15 protein-coding genes and 1 riboswitch are annotated in these 16692 nt (G+C 41.4%); of the genes, 7 read left to right on the top strand and 8 right to left on the bottom strand.

The annotated features are described in order from the left end of the window. The 5 genes from ABYD77_RS12210 to ilvG form a co-directional block, all read right to left on the bottom strand. Nucleotides 1-447: pyridoxal-phosphate dependent enzyme (locus tag ABYD77_RS12210; protein WP_372770247.1), on the bottom strand; the 447-nt coding region annotated here is incomplete at its 3' end. Next, entirely contained in the window at nt 447-2303 is a 1857-nt protein-coding gene (ilvD, locus tag ABYD77_RS12205) for a dihydroxy-acid dehydratase (RefSeq protein ID WP_372770245.1), read from the bottom strand. The genes ilvD and ABYD77_RS12210, both read right to left, overlap by 1 nt. Before the next feature lie 62 nt (nt 2304-2365). Beyond that, on the bottom strand, nt 2366-3280 hold the full coding sequence (locus ABYD77_RS12200; protein ID WP_372770243.1) for a branched-chain amino acid transaminase: 915 nt from the start codon (nt 3278-3280) through the stop codon (nt 2366-2368). A gap of 25 nt (nt 3281-3305) precedes the next feature. After that, nucleotides 3306-3554 carry an acetolactate synthase 2 small subunit gene (gene ilvM / locus ABYD77_RS12195; RefSeq protein WP_274760887.1) on the bottom strand — a complete coding sequence of 83 codons (249 nt, stop codon included), beginning with the start codon at nt 3552-3554 and terminating at the stop codon, nt 3306-3308. Further along, the gene (gene ilvG, locus ABYD77_RS12190; RefSeq protein WP_372770241.1) at nt 3551-5200 is read right to left on the bottom strand and encodes an acetolactate synthase 2 catalytic subunit; all 1650 of its coding nucleotides are present in this window, start codon (nt 5198-5200) and stop codon (nt 3551-3553) included. Before ilvG ends, ilvM begins: the two co-directional genes overlap by 4 nt. 529 nt (nt 5201-5729) lie before the next feature. Here ilvG and ABYD77_RS12185 point away from each other — a divergent pair. Together ABYD77_RS12185 and ABYD77_RS12180 are read left to right on the top strand one after the other, a co-directional pair. Further along, nucleotides 5730-6626 (top strand): TraB/GumN family protein, encoded by an 897-nt coding sequence (locus ABYD77_RS12185; RefSeq protein WP_372770239.1) that lies wholly within the window; start codon nt 5730-5732, stop codon nt 6624-6626. A gap of 92 nt (nt 6627-6718) precedes the next feature. After that, the gene (locus tag ABYD77_RS12180; RefSeq protein ID WP_372770237.1) at nt 6719-7339 is read left to right on the top strand and encodes a hypothetical protein; all 621 of its coding nucleotides are present in this window, start codon (nt 6719-6721) and stop codon (nt 7337-7339) included. A gap of 52 nt (nt 7340-7391) precedes the next feature. On the opposite strand, the gene ABYD77_RS12175 is transcribed toward ABYD77_RS12180, so the two are convergent. Beyond that, nucleotides 7392-8444, bottom strand: a complete 1053-nt coding sequence (locus ABYD77_RS12175) for an energy transducer TonB (protein ID WP_372770235.1) — start codon at nt 8442-8444, stop codon at nt 7392-7394. A gap of 35 nt (nt 8445-8479) precedes the next feature. Next, on the bottom strand, nt 8480-9415 hold the full coding sequence (locus tag ABYD77_RS12170; protein ID WP_372770233.1) for a Solitary outer membrane autotransporter beta-barrel domain: 936 nt from the start codon (nt 9413-9415) through the stop codon (nt 8480-8482). 175 nt (nt 9416-9590) lie between these two features. Further along, nucleotides 9591-9786: riboswitch (Lysine riboswitch) on the top strand. Nucleotides 9787-9909: 123 nt separating this feature from the next. Here ABYD77_RS12170 and dapA point away from each other — a divergent pair. From dapA to ABYD77_RS12145, 5 genes are all read left to right on the top strand, one after another. Beyond that, nucleotides 9910-10791, top strand: coding sequence for a 4-hydroxy-tetrahydrodipicolinate synthase (gene dapA / locus ABYD77_RS12165; RefSeq protein ID WP_372770231.1), 882 nt, complete (start codon nt 9910-9912; stop codon nt 10789-10791). A gap of 12 nt (nt 10792-10803) precedes the next feature. Continuing rightward, nucleotides 10804-11544, top strand: coding sequence for a 2,3,4,5-tetrahydropyridine-2,6-dicarboxylate N-succinyltransferase (locus ABYD77_RS12160; protein ID WP_372770229.1), 741 nt, complete (start codon nt 10804-10806; stop codon nt 11542-11544). Beyond that, the gene (locus ABYD77_RS12155) at nt 11544-12749 is read left to right on the top strand and encodes a PLP-dependent decarboxylase (RefSeq protein ID WP_372770227.1); all 1206 of its coding nucleotides are present in this window, start codon (nt 11544-11546) and stop codon (nt 12747-12749) included. The genes ABYD77_RS12160 and ABYD77_RS12155 overlap by 1 nt, the downstream gene beginning before the upstream one ends. Nucleotides 12750-12751: 2 nt before the next feature. Further along, nucleotides 12752-13864 (top strand): succinylglutamate desuccinylase/aspartoacylase family protein, encoded by a 1113-nt coding sequence (locus ABYD77_RS12150; protein WP_372770225.1) that lies wholly within the window; start codon nt 12752-12754, stop codon nt 13862-13864. 108 nt (nt 13865-13972) lie between these two features. After that, entirely contained in the window at nt 13973-14977 is a 1005-nt protein-coding gene (locus ABYD77_RS12145) for a phospholipase A (RefSeq protein ID WP_372770249.1), read from the top strand. Between the two features lie 73 nt (nt 14978-15050). Here ABYD77_RS12145 and typA read toward each other — a convergent pair. After that, nucleotides 15051-16692: translational GTPase TypA (gene typA / locus ABYD77_RS12140; RefSeq protein WP_372770223.1), on the bottom strand; the 1642-nt coding region annotated here is incomplete at its 5' end.

The raw sequence follows: 16692 nt of genomic DNA, 5'->3' as shown, positions 1-16692 counted from the left end.
TTTATCATCGAACGGTGGCACAAACACCGCCCCTTCTTTTTCAGCAATTTCTAGTGCATAGGCATTCGCAGCATCAAAGTGATGGCCATGTAAAATAACTTCGCCACCCAGATTGCGCACTGCATTTACTTTGATTTCCGGAGTGGTCACTGGCATTACAATACGTGCTGTATGACCAAGGTGACTGGCACTGAGCGCCACACCTTGCGCATGATTGCCTGCAGATGCGGTGACTACTTGAGCACCTTTTGGTAATTGCTTTAATTTGTTATACGCACCGCGTAATTTAAACGAATATACCGGCTGCTGATCTTCACGCTTTAGCCAAATATGATTGCCAAGTTTCTGTTCAAGGCTGGTAACAGGGCTAACCTCGGTTACTTTTGCCAAGGGCTCCATATTGGCCTGGATAATAGCGCGAAAATAATCGAGCTCTTGGGAGACCATTAACTGAGCTCCTCTAACTTTTTAAGGTCACGTACCGCACCTTTATCAGCACTGGTTGCGAGTAATGCATAAGCTTTTAATGCAGGCGTTACACTGCGTACGCGATCTACTGGTTTGTAGGCATCTTTACCGCGAGCTAATTGCTTTTCATGGCGCGTGGCAAGTTCTTCATCGCTAACAATCATATCAATGCTGCGCTTGGTGATGTCAATGACGATTTCATCGCCGTTTTCAACCAGCGCGATTGCACCTTGGCTAGCGGCTTCTGGCGAAGCGTGACCAATTGATAAGCCCGATGTGCCACCAGAAAAACGACCATCCGTTAATAACGCACAATCTTTATCTAATCCCATCGATTTTAGGTAGCTGGTCGGATACAACATTTCTTGCATACCTGGACCACCTTTTGGTCCCTCATAGCGGATGATAACCACATCCCCTTTTTCAATTTGGCCGCCTAAGATGCCGTCAACTGCATCATCTTGAGATTCGAAAACTTTTGCAGTGCCCTTAAATACCAACATACCTTCTGCAACACCGGCTGTTTTAACAATACAACCGTCTGGCGCAAGGTTGCCGTAAAGCACCGCTAAGCCGCCATCTTGACTAAACGCATGTTCAACACTGCGGATACAGCCATTTTCACGGTCTAGGTCAAGTTCAGGCCAACGCGTTTCTTGGCTCATCGCTTTAGTGGTACGAATACCCGCTGGGCCCGCTTTATAGAATTTTTGCGCGGCGCTATTGTCAGGGTTAGTGGCATCCCACTTTTCAATTAATTCACCTAAAGTACCACCAGCTACATGGCTTGCATTGAGTTCTAATTTGCCTGCTTTACCAAGCTCATTAAGAATACCCATAATGCCACCAGCGCGGTGTACATCTTCAATATGATATTCAGGTGTTGCTGGCGCTACTTTACATAAGAATGGGGTTTGACGTGACAGCTGATCAATATGGGTCATATCAAAATCAACACCCGCTTCTTGCGCTGCGCCGATGATGTGTAACACAGTATTTGATGAACCACCCATTGCAATATCGAGTGTCATGGCATTCATAAATGCGCTGCGATCAGCGATATTGCGCGGTAATACTGAGTCGTCTTCGTCGCGATAATAGCTACGACATAAATCGACAATACGGCGACCTGCTTCCACATAAAGTTGTTTGCGATCTTTGTGTGTCGCTAATGTTGTACCGTTACCAGGCAGTGCTAAACCAAGCGCTTCTAATAAGCAGTTCATTGAGTTAGCGGTAAACATACCTGAGCACGAACCACAAGTTGGGCAAGCACTACGTTCAACTTTATCTGAATCTTCATCACTTACTGATGGGTCGGCACCTTTTACCATGGCATCCACTAAATCCAGCTTGATATCAATTTCTGCTAGGCGTGTCTTACCGGCTTCCATTGGACCGCCTGATACAAAGATCACCGGAATATTTAAGCGAAGTGCAGCTAACAACATTCCTGGCGTGATTTTGTCGCAGTTTGAAATACATACCATGGCATCAGCACAATGTGCATTCACCATGTATTCAACAGAGTCTGCAATTAGGTCGCGTGAAGGCAATGAATAAAGCATGCCGCCATGGCCCATGGCAATACCGTCATCAATCGCAATGGTATTGAATTCACGCGGTACACCGCCTGCGTCACGAATAGTTTCAGCCATCATTTCACTTAGTTGATTTAAGTGAACGTGACCCGGTACAAACTGGGTATACGAGTTCACCACAGCAATAATTGGTTTACCAAAGTCTTTGTCTGTCATCCCTGTTGCACGCCACAATGCGCGAGCACCAGCGCGTTTACGACCTTCAGTTGTTGTTGCACTTCTTAATTTAGCCATGGTTTACCTCTTTTTAGGGCTATGCCCTACTCCTCATTCCCAATAAAATTGTCGTTTTCGTATTATTCGTTGATTTGTGTTAACCAGCCATTTTCATCTTCTGCTTGGCCTTTCACTAAATCAAAATACGCCTGTTGCAGTTGCTCGGTAATTTCACCGCGTTTACCTGTACCAATTTCAATTTGGTCTACGCTACGCACTGGCGTTACTTCTGCTGCAGTGCCCGTCATAAAGAACTCATCTGCAAGGTAAAGCGCTTCACGAGAGATAGGCTCTTCACGTACTTCAAAGCCCGCTTTACGCGCTAAATACATCATAGTATCGCGTGTCAAACCAGGTAGAATTGCCGCAGTTGTTGGTGGTGTATAAATTACGCCGTTTTTAACAATAAATAGGTTTTCACCGGCACCTTCACTTAGGTAACCATTTACATCAAGTGCAATACCTTCAACGTAGCCATTACGTTTTGCTTCACCCGAAATAAGCTGTGACGATAAGTAGTTACCACCTGCTTTTGCTGCTGTTGGCATAGTATTAGGTGCTAAACGATTCCATGATGAGACACAGGCATCAACACCCGCTTCTAATGCGCCATCACCTAAATACGTGCCCCACTCCATTGCCGCTACTGCAACATCTGCTTTATGAGATTTTGGATTAACGCCTAAACCTACATTACCTAAAAACGCAAACGGACGTAGATACGCATTTTTTAAACCATTTTCACGTACCGCTGCTTTACATGCTTCATTAATTTCGTCTGCTGTGTAAGGAATTTGCATGCGATAAATTTTTGCTGAATCAAACAAGCGTTTTGTATGATCTTGCAAACGGAAAATAGCTGGACCACTTGGCGTATCGTATGCGCGCACACCTTCAAATACTGAGCTACCATAATGGATTGCATGACTCAGTACATGCGTTGTTGCTTGCTCTTGTGGAACGATTTTGCCATTGAACCAAATTAAATCTGACATTCTATTAAACCTTTATAAATAGTAATTAGTTAGTTGCTGCTAGTGTGCGCGTATCCAGTATTTCAACTTGGTTCACTTCAACTAACTTTTTTAATTGTTGTGTTAATAAGTAAATAGGTCGGTCACTATCTACCATCATATTTACAATATACTTTTCTTCGCTACTCTCAATATTCATTGAGGTTAAATTAAACCCGCGGTGACGTGTTACACGTAAAAATCTTTCCAATGCAATGCTTTGTTGTTTCACTTCTATTGATAAGTTGTGCTTCATTTTGCCACCTCAGTTAGCATTTGATCGTTTGCGGCGCCTGGCGGAACTAACGGCCAAACGTTTTCTTTATCATCTATACATGCGTGAAGAATATAAGGGCCTTCACTCGCCACTAATTTATCTATCGCAGCATCTACCTGATTTGCATGCGTGATGGTTTCACCCGGAATACCAAAAACAGCAGCTAATTGAACGAAGTCAGGATTATCCGAAAGATTTGTTTCACTGTAGCGACCATCAAAGAAAAGTTGCTGCCATTGCCTTACCATACCTAACCGTTGGTTATCTAAAATAAGTAACTTAACCGGTAAGTTATTACGGCGAATAGTCGCTAACTCTTGAATGTTCATCATGATTGAACCATCGCCAGAGACCGTTAAAACAAAATCTTTAGGACGTGCTATTTGCGCACCGATTGCAGCAGGTAAACCAAAGCCCATTGTGCCCGCACCACCGCTGCTTAAGTGGTTACTTGGGTGAGAAAACTTCATATGTTGCGCCACCCACATTTGGTGCTGGCCCACATCACAGCAAACCACGCCATTACTTGGCATTAGTTGACTTAAACGATTTAATAAATAGGGTGCATATACTTTCTCACCAGGGTAGTCATAGCGCCATGCATGTTGCTGCTGCATGTTACTGATATGCGCCAGCCACTCAGGGTTAGTTTTATGTGTTGCTAAATGCGGTAATGAATCTTTCAAATCAGCAACTAATGATGCATTAACTGGTTTACGCTTACCGACCTCAGCAGCATCAACATCTAAATGGATAACCTTAGCTTTGCTGGCAAATTTAGCAAGGTTACCTGTTACACGGTCGTCAAAACGCGCACCAATACACAACAATAAATCACATTCTTGCACAGCTAAGTTAGCCGCCTGACCACCATGCATACCTAACATACCTAAGTCATAAGAATAATCTGGTGTTACTGAACCTAGCGCCTTTAATGTACTTACCGCAGGCATATTGGTCGCTTTTAAGAATTGCATTAGCTCTTCTTGCGCATCAGCCATTTGCACCCCACCACCAATATATGCCAATGGCTTTTTCGCTTGGCTTAGTAACTCATTGGCTTTGACGAGTTCTGACTGTTTAAATTCAGGCTTGTAGTCATCTGCTGCTAACCAAGGCTGGTAAGTGACAGCGCCCATTTGGATATCTTTTGGAATATCAACAAGTACTGGGCCTGGGCGACCCGACTGCGCCAAGTGCATGGCTTCTTGCAGTATTTCAGCTAAATCTTCTGCACGTTCTACCATGTAGCTGTGCTTAGTACAGCTCAATGACATACCGAGTACGTCAACTTCTTGGAAGGCATCTGAGCCAATAGCTGCTGTAGGTACTTGTCCTGTAATTGCAAGTAGCGGCACAGAATCCATCATGGCATCAGCAAGCGCAGTGATAAGGTTTGTTGCACCTGGGCCTGAAGTTGCAAAACAAACTCCTAATTTACCTGTGCTTCTGGCATAACCTACAGCCGCAAAACCCGCGCCTTGTTCATGACGAGTTAAATAATGGGTAACAGGCGAGCCGTACAAAGCATCGTAAATCGGCATAATGGCACCACCAGGGTAACCAAATACCTCTTTCACGCCATGTTTGGCTAATAAATCGATTGTTAACTCTGCACCTGTCATTTTCTCTACCCTGTGATGTTTACTACTTGCTCATTTTCTTACTGCCAAAAAAAAGCCCCCGGACTTTTCAGTTCGGGGGCTCTCTCAATGCTTAACTTTTGCTACAGCACTACGAAGCCCCCGCGGTAATAATAATCACCACGTTAATAATTAGGACTAGTACGTTTACTGTTTTAAACATGTGTTTAAGCAACCATAAATTTTTACAAAAATAGCCAAACACCCTAGTGCTTGGCTTCTTTTTTATTAGTATCGTTTATAGCCTTAAAAGTCAATCAAGAAATCTATGCAAGTTTAAATCAATAAAAACCAACAAAAATCAAAATAAACATAAAAAACAACACAGGTTGGATAAAAAATCCATTTTATACAATTTTCAAGATTATGTATGCCAAGACTGACATTTATTTGAATATCACTTTAATTTTGCAATGCTTATAACTTTTTTGTTAAAAAATAAGCAAAGACTAATATTGTGCTATCAAGTACACTGCTTATTAAAATTAAAAGCTCACAGCAAGGATCCGCAATGCGATTTTTCTTACTACTCAAAATCCTTTTATTACCTTTCTTTTTACTCAGCTTTACTCAACCAGTTTTTGCTAATAGCAAAATTACTCCCTCTCTCTGGCAAGTCGAAAAAAATGGTGTGACATCTTACTTACTTGGCACAGTTCACCTTGGTGATCAACAAATGGCAGGCCTGCCGAGCTATGTAAAAAAGGCAATTGAAAAAACCGAAAAGCTCGTTGTTGAAGTCGATTTATCTAAAATAAATCCGCTTGAGCAACAACAAATCATGATTAGCTACATGATGTTACCTCCAGGCAAAACCCTGAAATCAGAAATATCAGCTAAAAATTACAAAGCCCTAAGTAACTACCTGACCAAGCAAGGTTTAAGTATGGAGTTATTCCAGCCGATGCAACCCTTTGCTGTAATGTTACAAATTACCTTAATGGAATATAAAAAAGCAGGTTATCAAGATACCTATGGTATTGATAAGCAAGTAATGAATGTTGCTCAGCGTTTACAAATCCCAATAATGCAATTAGAAACCCTAGAGCAACAAATGGGCATGTTTAAAAGCTTTAACAAACACAACAACAAAATGATTGAAGACGGTTTGAAAGAATTAGCGGATATGGATAAATACTTTAATCGTTTAATTGGCAGCTGGAAGCGCGGAGATGATGCAGCCCTTGAGAGTTATTACCGCGAAACCTTTACTGGTGACAGCTATAGCGCCTTAACTGAGAAAGTGCTTCTAACCAACCGTAATAAAGATTGGGTGAAGCAACTAAAATCAAAACTCACTAAAGAGCCGTATTTTATTGCTGTTGGCGCCTTGCATTTACACGGCCCAGAGGGCTTATTAGAGCTACTTAAAAAAGAAGGTTTTAAACTTTCGAAAAAAAATAAATAATTTTTTAAACCTTTTTAAAGGATGGTTGCGACTTACTAAATAACTAACCGATAAAACTGATTAAAGCGCAGTCATCAAAAGGAATACAAACTATGAAAAAATTAGCGTTAGCAATGACTTTAATCGCAGCAAGCATTTCAACTAATCTTTATGCTGCTGACGAAAAACGCATTACCGAAACACTTACTATGACACAAGGTCAAAACCTAGAAATAGATTTCCCAGTTGGCAGTATTGAAATCATCACTGTTGATAGCAATGAGCTTAGCATTGAAATTGAAATCGAAGGTAAAGACGAAGGTTGGTTTTCAAAAAATCGCGATGTATCAAACATTGAGCTAAGCAAACGTGTTCGTGATAATCGCATTTCATTAGAAATTGATGAAGATAACCTAAATCAAGAGTGGGTAATTAAAGTACCAAAATCAGCAGCCATTGATATTGAAGTAGGTGTTGGCAACATTGAAATTCAGAAACTTGAAAACTCAGTAGAAGCTGAAGTTGGTGTGGGTTCAATTCGTATCGATACTGTACTTGATGACTTTAAGCGCATCGAATTATCAACTGGTGTTGGCGACACAAGCATTAAAGGCTTTAGCGGTGATTTAGAAAGCTCACGTAACATTGTTAGTTCAGAAACACTTTACAGAGGTAACGGTGAACACAGCATCGAAGCGGAAGTAGGTGTAGGTGATATCAAGGTTCGTAAATAATCACCCAAAACTGAAGATTAAAAAAGGCGCTTAGAGCGCCTTTTTAATTTATTTAGATTTTTTGTTCACCATGGTGCACATCTGCCAATCTAAATTTGGCGCTTGCATCGCCAAAAACATAAACCGAACATCTGCCCCAAGACTCAGGAATTTGCCACTTATTGCCTGACTCAACCAAAAATTGGGAATGATAATTATCGCAACGCACTTCAAGATTCGTTAAGTTACCACTCACATTATCAATCACAAAACCACTGCGCTCTAACTGATAACGCCAAAAATCGCGCTCACCTATTTCGGCATCAATCACTAATGGCTTATCACTGGCTAAATAGGCTGTTATTTGCTTAAAGTAAGGCGATAATGTTGCGACATTCGCGTTTTCAGGATAATGCGTTTGCAAGTTTTCAAATATTGATTTTGCATCACCATAAAGCTGTAATTCAACCGCAAGGCTAAACGCACGCGTAGCAAAGGCACTGTACTGCTCTTCTTTTTGCAACTCGCGATAGCCTAATACATTCTTAATCGCGTTAAGTTCGGCTTCGTTATCTTTTGATTGCTCTGCAATCAATGAGTAAAGAATTTCATAATACATATCCTCATAGGCATTCCAGCGCCCTTTTTCTTCAATTTTTTTAGCAATTTCTTTTGCATCTTCTAGTTTATTTTCTTCAAGATAACGATTTGCTAAACGGTATTGTTTAAAGAACCACTTTGACGCACCTTTAGGGGCGTTGCTTAATTTGAAGTCCATTTGCACTTGATTGCGGCACTGCTGAATCGCTTTACCATCCATTGTTGCAGGTGAATATTGCCACTTTTTAATGGATTTAAGTGCGTATAACTCAAATACTGGGTTAGATGAATTTTCCACAATCACATTAGATGTTGTGCCATCAGGCTCAACTACAAAACTCAATTGTACCCACCCTTCTTTACCCTCTTTAGCAGCACTAATTGGGTATTTTGGTGGCACCCGTTTAATTGCCTCAGCATTAACGATGGTATTTAAATGTAGCTGCTCAGTTTTATTGATTACAGGATTACTTTCAGCTGCACTTAGCGCACTAGCTGAAAACACAAGAAGTGATAAAGTTATCATACTTAAATCCTTTTAGATAAATGATTCTCAAGACGTTACTCTTCATTAAAGTAAATTACAATGCTGCCTCCACTAAGCACACTGCCTTCATTGTAATGCAAGCCAATACCAATATTGTCAAACCATGATGTCCAAGGCCGTGTATCGATAAGCAAACCGCCACCATACTCATAGTAATGACCTGTGCTAAAAGCACTGCGCGCATCACCTCCTAAATCAACCCGTTGGAATTTCAAATATATCGATTCGGTGTGTTTTAGTTTTTGATCTAACTTGACGGTAGCACGCACACTGTTTGCAAAATACCAACCTGAAGGTGTTGCAACACGGGTTGGTTCATCGCCACCAAAGCCCTTGCCAAAAAAATGATTATAGCTCGACTTTACCAGCCAATGCCCCCAACGGCTTTCTTTTTTTCGGCTCAGCGTTAATCCAAAATCGGCTAATAACGAGTTAGCAGTCGTATTAAAATAAATACCATCAACATTTGACTTTACCGCGCGACTTTCGGGGCTTCTATAATCGTGAATATTGTCATAATGCATAATGTGTGCACCCACATTCCCCTCTAAAAGCCAATTTTCAAAACGATAAAGCGCTGTTTCATAATCAGCATAAGCGGTAAAGATTTGATCATTACTGTCATCTGGAATAATTAGATTATCAAACAGCACTTCTTGTGATTGTGAAATGTATGAAACATGTGTATTGATGCGCGAGTTTTCATCTATTTGATAAGTATAGGGCAGCGCAAATACCTGTAATCGCCTTCTTAAGTCAACACTTTCATCTGTGCCACCAGAAAGAGGTTCTAAAATATTAACCGGATCAAAATTACCAAAACCAAATCGCACCACATCTGAATCACTGAGTACCACAGACGATGCAAACGACTCTTCATAAGCTTTTTTTACCGTCGCAAATGATGGCACGCAAAACAAGACAAAAAACAATAATCCTAACTTTCTCACAACAAACGTTTTTTTATTTTAATTAGAGGCAATTAGCGGTAGTTATACCATTAAACATAAGTGGATTGCAGCGAGCAAAAATAAATTTTATTGACATTTAGACGTCCAAAATGTTTCAATTGCCGCTCAATCACCCTATTTAAAGCAAGTTGCTTGTCACTAAGCAGCTTGCTCAAGGGCTGGAAGAGGTGCGTTATTCAGGTAGTTCAGTTGAGGAGAGCAAACTCCTAAGACTCTGAACGAGGGGAATTAACGCCGAGAGAGTATTGTTTTTGCTAATAATTATTCTCGGGCGACTGGGCTGAATCCCAGCGACTGTCACCAATTACTTGATTATAAGTAAATAAGTTTGGTGGAGAGCTTCTGGTCTTAGAAAAATAAGGCCATTTGCCTTATCTATTTTTTAAGTCCATTGCTCTTCGAATTTTTAGTTGTTCGAAGTGGACTGAGCCTTCCCTTAGCCTATCTCCGAACACACATTAAGTTCGCTAGAGATGAAATCACAATTTAATTTAGCGCAGTACCCACTTTGGACTGCATTAGTCACACCGTTTACCGATAACGGTGAGATTGACTTTGATAATTTAGCTCAACTAGTTAACGAGCAGCAAGATGCTAACAATGGCATTTTATTACTCGGCAGCACTGGTGAAGGCTTAGCATTAACCACTTCAGAGCAGCAAGCTGTTGTCAGTTTTGTTTGCGATTTATCACCAAGTGTCCCTTTAATGGTTGCTGTTGGGGGTATCAACCTGCCTGAGCAACTTACATGGTTAGATTTTTGTAATCAACAACCGATTGACGCGCTTTTATTAGGCTCTCCGCTATACGCAAAGCCAGGATTAAAAGGTCAAATACAATGGTTTGATGCATTACTCAGTGCAACTGAACTGCCTTGCATGCTGTATAACGTACCAGGGCGCAGTGCTGTGGCACTTGCACCAGAGCTTCTATCCGCATTAGGGCACCACAATAACCTTTGGGCATTAAAAGAAGCCAGTGGTGATATTAGCAAGTTCGAAGTCTTTAGAACCAGCAATCCAAATGTTGCTATTTACAGTGGTGATGATGCCTTAATGCCTTATTTTGCCCAAGCAGGCGCCAAGGGATTGGTATCTGTTGCGGCAAATGCATGGCCTAAACAAACCGCAGAGTTTGTTCGCAGATCGCTTTCTGGTACACCAAACTTATTTACCACGTGGAGCGAGGCCGTAAATAGCTTATTTGAAGTGGCTAATCCTGTGCCTGTAAAAGTGCTAATGCATCAACAAGGCAAACTTAATACCCCTAATTTACGTCCACCGCTTACTCACCATGAGCTGGAATCACCTGCGGCAATTCTCGCTGCGAATCAAAAAATATTATCCTGGAATTAAGAGAGAAGTACTATGAACTGGCAAGACTTATTGAAAAACTTAGAAAATGGCTCTGTACGTGCAGCAAACCAAGATGAAAATGGTAACTGGCATGCAAATGTAGAAGTTAAAAAAGGCATTTTAGACGTTTTTAAAAATGGTACTAACACCGAATTCCCAGGTGGATTTGTAGATAAAGATAACCTTGCAGTACGTGGCTTTTCTGCTGAGGAAGGTGTACGTCTGGTGCCAGGTGGCACCAGTGTTCGCCCAGGTGCTTATGTTGCAAGCGGCACAGTAATCATGCCACCAGCATACGTTAATATTGGTGCTTACATCGACACAGGTACGATGGTAGATAGCCATGCATTAGTTGGCTCATGTGCACAAATTGGTAAAAACGTACATTTAAGTGCAGCGGTACAAATTGGCGGCGTATTAGAACCTGTTGGCGCAAGCCCAGTTGTTATTGAAGACGATGCATTTATTGGTGCAGGCTGTGTAATTGTTGAAGGCGTTGTAGTTAAAAAAGGTGCAGTACTTGCTCCAGGTGTTCGCCTGTCAGCAACGATCCCTGTTTATGATTGCGTTAATGAGCGCGTATTAGATAAAGGCGAGCCTATTCCTGAAAACGCGATTGTTATTCCGGGTTCTCGTCCAGCATCTAACCAGTGGGGTCGTGAGCAAGGGTTAAGCATGTCTTGTGCGCTGATTGTTAAATATCGTGATGAACAAAGCGATGCATCATTAGAATTGGAAGAGGCTTTACGTTAATGAGCTTCTTGAGCACACAACAGCGTCAAGTGCTGGCTGAACTATGCCAGCAAAACGATACTCCGTTTTACATTTATGATCTTGATAAACTGGCAGCTCATTTAACCACCTTAACATCACAAAACGTGGTGAAACTATGGTATGCCGTTAAAGCTAACCCGCTATCAGAAATAATTCAAACGTTAGATAAATGCGGCTTTGACTTTGATGTCGCCAGTAGTGGCGAACTCAATCAAGTGCTCGCTCAGGGTATTGATGCAACACGAGTGCTCAACACTGGACCTGCTAAATCTAAAAAGCAGATCCAACATTTTCTTAGCAAAGGTGTTCGCACCTTTGTTGCCGAAAGTCATAATCAAGTGGTTTGGTTAAACCAAGCTGCAAGCGAGCATAATATTAGGCTTCGCATATTATTACGTGTTCAATTGCGCTGGCCAGACAGTGAAAAAAATCCACTTGGTGGCGACAGCTTAACACCATTTGGGCTTGGCTGTGATGATTGGGCTTCACTTAATATTTCAGACTTCCCAGCGCTCGATTTTGCCGGTTTACATATTTTCCAGTGGGGCAATATGTTAAGCAGCGACAAACTTGCCGAGCTATGGCGCGCCATGATTGCACCACTTCAAACGTTAAGTGCTCAGCTTGGTTTTAAATTACGTATTTTAGATTTAGGCGGAGGCTTAGGCATCCCGTATACCGAAAAAGTAGAGCGTTTAGTGTGGCCGCAATTATTAGATGCTCTTGATAACATCAAGCAGGCAGTTGGTTGTGATGAACTTTGGATGGAACTCGGCCGTTATGCTGTAGGTGAAGTTGGTTTTTATGCCAACCCTGTCGTTGAGCAAAAACAAAACTATGGCACTAATCAACTGATTGTTGCAGGCGGTATTAATCACCTTTTACGCCCTGCAGTAACAAATCAAGCCTTCCCAGCAGAATTACTTCGCCAGTCAAATGCTGAAACTAAGTCGTTTTTAGTGCACGGACCACTGTGTACTGCGCTTGATAGTTTAGGTGAGTTTTCGCTTGCAGCAGATATCAATGAAACTGACTGGCTGATTTTCTCACAGTGCGGAGCATATGGTTTTACTGAAAGTATGCCGTACTTTTTATGCCATGAATTACCTGCTGAATACACTGTTAAACAAGGGCAAGTAAGCTGTGTTAGACGTGCTGAAAGCGCTGATTATTACTTGAGATAACCATGAACCAAATTACCCAAGAAAACATTCAAGTTGGTGAAATTGCTAACGGCTTACCACTGACTATTCCGGTTTATCGCCTTACAGGCAATGGCTCTGGGCCAAGTGTTTACATTCAAGCAAATATGCATGGTGCTGAAGTGCAAGGTAATGCCGTTATTTACCAACTACTTGAAAAATTAAAGCTACAAACCTTAGCATCAAGTATTACCTTAGTGCCGTATGCCAACCCCATTGGTTGTAACCAGAAATCAGGTGAATTTACGTTAGGCCGTTTTGATCCAATTACCGGTACCAACTGGAATCGCATGTATCAAAACCATTCGCATTTAGTAGAAAACTTTGTTGCTGAATTTAATGATGCCAGCGTGGATACCATTAAAGCCGAATTTAAAAAGCGCTTAGTTGCAGCAACAGCTGCTATTTTAGATGGCCCAAGTTACACCCTCAATACCGGTAAACGTATTGCACTCAATTTACAAAAGTTAGCTCATCAGGCAGATATTGTGCTCGATTTACACACAGGGCCAATTTCAGCTAAGCATTTATATTGCCCTGATTATGCCAAAGACAGTGCGCGCTATTTTGATATTGAGCATGTTTTACTTATTCCAAATGAATTTGACGGTGCCATGGACGAAGCCAATTTTTGTCCATGGTGGCAATTAAGTGAAACATACAAAGCCATTGGTAGAGACATTCCAGTGCTCGTTGAAGCCTTTACTGTGGAATTAGGATCGCAAGAAAAGATTGATTTAACTGATGCGGAAAACGATGCAAACAGCATTTTGAGCTATTTAACTTATAAAGAAGCCTTACTTGATTCGCATTTTAAGCCTAAGCCGATAACGCGTTACGCATGCTATCTAAAGGATTACCTTGCGTTTTATGCACCTATGGGTGGCATGGTTGAATACACCGCAGCATTAGGCAGTCATATTAAAGCTGGCGATACCATTGCCAAAATTTTACGTATGGAACGCTATTTATCAGAGCAACCGCTTAATCACATCACGCTAGATAAAGATGCCATCACTATTTTGCATTTTGCCTCAGCTAGCGTAAATCAAGGTACTGAGCTTTATAAGTTTTTCACACATTATTTTGAATTGTAACAGTTGCGTGAGAAGTCCCCTCTGGGGCACAAGGCGGCATTTATGTCGCCTTTTTTATGTTTCGATTTTGGTTATAATATAGACCCACTCACTTTAGAGATACAATTAATGCGCCATTTAGCTCCTAGCTTACTACTATCACTAGCTCCCCTATTTGCCTTTGCAAACGGTGAAGCATCTGAAAAAGAAATAGCTAAACAATGTGTTTTAAATGAGCTTGCTGCTGGCGATGAACATCAGACGCTCGCCGAAGTGAAAAAAAAATGCATTCAAATAGCCGATATGGAAAAAATGTCAGCCATTGATAAGCGTCTTATCCGAGAAAAGGTCACAACAAATAACCCAAATGTGATTACCCCACATAAGCGTAACTATATTTTACCTATCACTTACATGGATAGACCAAAAAACACACCAGCAGCTAACGACCCCAATTTAAAAGGTGCACCGCTTGATGATTTTGAAGCTAAGTTTCAACTATCACTCAAAGTTCCGCTTTATCAAAACAAATCCGATTTAGACCAAGCTTTTTTCTTTGGTTTTACACTGCAGTCTTATTGGCAGCTTTATAATAACGATATTTCATCGCCATTTCGTGAAACAAACTACCAGCCTGAAATTTTTTGGATGAATTTGCTCGATGATGAAAATCGCTTATGGGGTGATGAAATGGGTATCGCGGTTGGCTTTGAACACCAATCAAACGGTCGCAACATCCCCCTTTCGCGTTCTTGGAACCGTATCTATGCCAACCTATTTTGGGAGCATAATGGTTTAGTTTTTAGTTTTAAGCCTTGGTATCGCATTCCCGAAGAAGAAAAACGCAACCCAGAAGATCCAACCGGTGACGACAACCCTGATATTCATGAATATATGGGTCATTTTGAATTTGCCAGTGTATATCGCTATGAAGAGCATGAGTTTACTATCATGTTGCGCAATAACTTAAAGTCAGATAACAAAGGCGCTGTGCAGCTTGATTGGTCATTCCCAGCATGGGGGCGTTTACGTGGTTATGCACAATATTATAACGGTTATGGCGAAAGTTTAATTGATTACAACCAACACATTGAACGCTTTGGTGTGGGTATTCTATTAACTGACTTTCTCTAATTTAGCCGCTTAAAATATAGAAATAAAAAAACCAGCCTAGGCTGGTTTTTTTATTTAAGCGATATGCAAATAATTACTTTTTCGCTTCACGACTTGCACGCTTGCGGTCGCTTTCCGTTAGTAATTTCTTACGAATACGGATGCTCTCAGGCGTTACTTCTACTAGCTCATCGTCATCAATAAACTCAAGCGCTTGCTCAAGAGACATAATGATTGGTGGCACAAGGTTTTGTGCTTCATCAGTACCTGATGCACGAACGTTTGTTAATTGCTTACCTTTAAGCGCATTAACTGTTAGGTCGTTATCACGGCTGTGAATACCGATGATCATACCTTCGTAAACTTCAACACCATGACCGATGAATAACTTACCACGGTCTTGTAAGTTGAATAGTGCGTTCGTTAATGCCTTACCTGTAGCATTAGCAATTAGTACACCGTTCTTACGCAGACCAATTTTACCGCCTTTGTGAGGACCGTAATGATCAAATGTATGGTAAAGAAGACCAGAACCTGAAGTAAGCGTCATAAAGTCAGTTTGGAAACCAATCAGACCACGTGAAGGCATGATGAAGTCCATACGGATACGGCCTTTACCATCTGGTGCCATATCAGTCATTTCAGCTTTACGTAAACCAAGCTGTTCCATGATTGAACCTTGGTGCTCTTCTTCAACGTCAACTGTTACTGTTTCGTATGGTTCTTCTAATTGTCCATCTACTTCACGTAAGATTACTTCAGGACGAGATACTGCTAACTCGTAACCTTCACGACGCATGTTCTCAATTAAGATACCTAAGTGAAGTTCACCACGACCAGATACACGGAAGCTATCTGGGTTGTCAGTTTCTTCAACGCGTAATGCTACGTTGTGTACTAGCTCAGCTTGTAAACGCTCAAGAATATTACGTGAAGTAACGAACTTACCTTCTTGACCTGAGAAAGGAGACGTGTTTACAGAGAACGTCATTGTTACTGTAGGTTCATCTACAGAAAGTGCTGGAAGTGCTTCAACTTGGTTAACATCACAAATTGTGTCTGAGATTTTAAGCTCACCAAGACCTGTAATTGCAATAATGTCGCCCGCTTGTGCTTCTTGAGCTTCGTGACGATCAAGCCCTAAATACGTTAATACTTGGCCTACTTTACCGTTACGTGTTGTTCCATCAGCACCAATAACAGTTACTTGCTGGTTAACTTTAACCGTACCACGCTTAATACGACCAACACCGATAACACCGATGTACGAGTTGTAGTCAAGCTGTGAAATCTGCATTTGGAAAGCACCAGCTGGATCTGCATCTGGCTTTTCAACTTGCTCAACGATTGCTTCAAACATTGGCTGCATGTTGTCTGACGGTGAGTCTAGATCTAACGTTGCCCAACCATTGATTGCTGACGCGTAAATAACTTGGAAATCTAACTGTTCATCAGTTGCACCTAAGTTATCGAATAAGTCGAATACTTGATCCATAACCCAATCAGGGCGCGCGCCTGGCTTGTCGATTTTGTTGATAACAACGATAGGCTTAAGACCTAATGCGAATGCTTTTTGCGTTACGAAACGCGTTTGTGGCATTGGACCTTCTTGCGCATCAACAAGTAGTAATACTGAATCAACCATTGAAAGTACACGTTCTACTTCACCACCGAAGTCGGCGTGTCCCGGAGTGTCTACGATGTTAATGTGGTAGTCATTCCATTCAATTGCAGTG

Origin of the sequence: Pseudoalteromonas sp. (assembly GCF_041629635.1) — a bacterium.
Taxonomy (GTDB): Bacteria; Pseudomonadota; Gammaproteobacteria; order Enterobacterales; family Alteromonadaceae; genus Pseudoalteromonas.
This window is presented reverse-complemented; position numbering and strand designations above follow the sequence as displayed.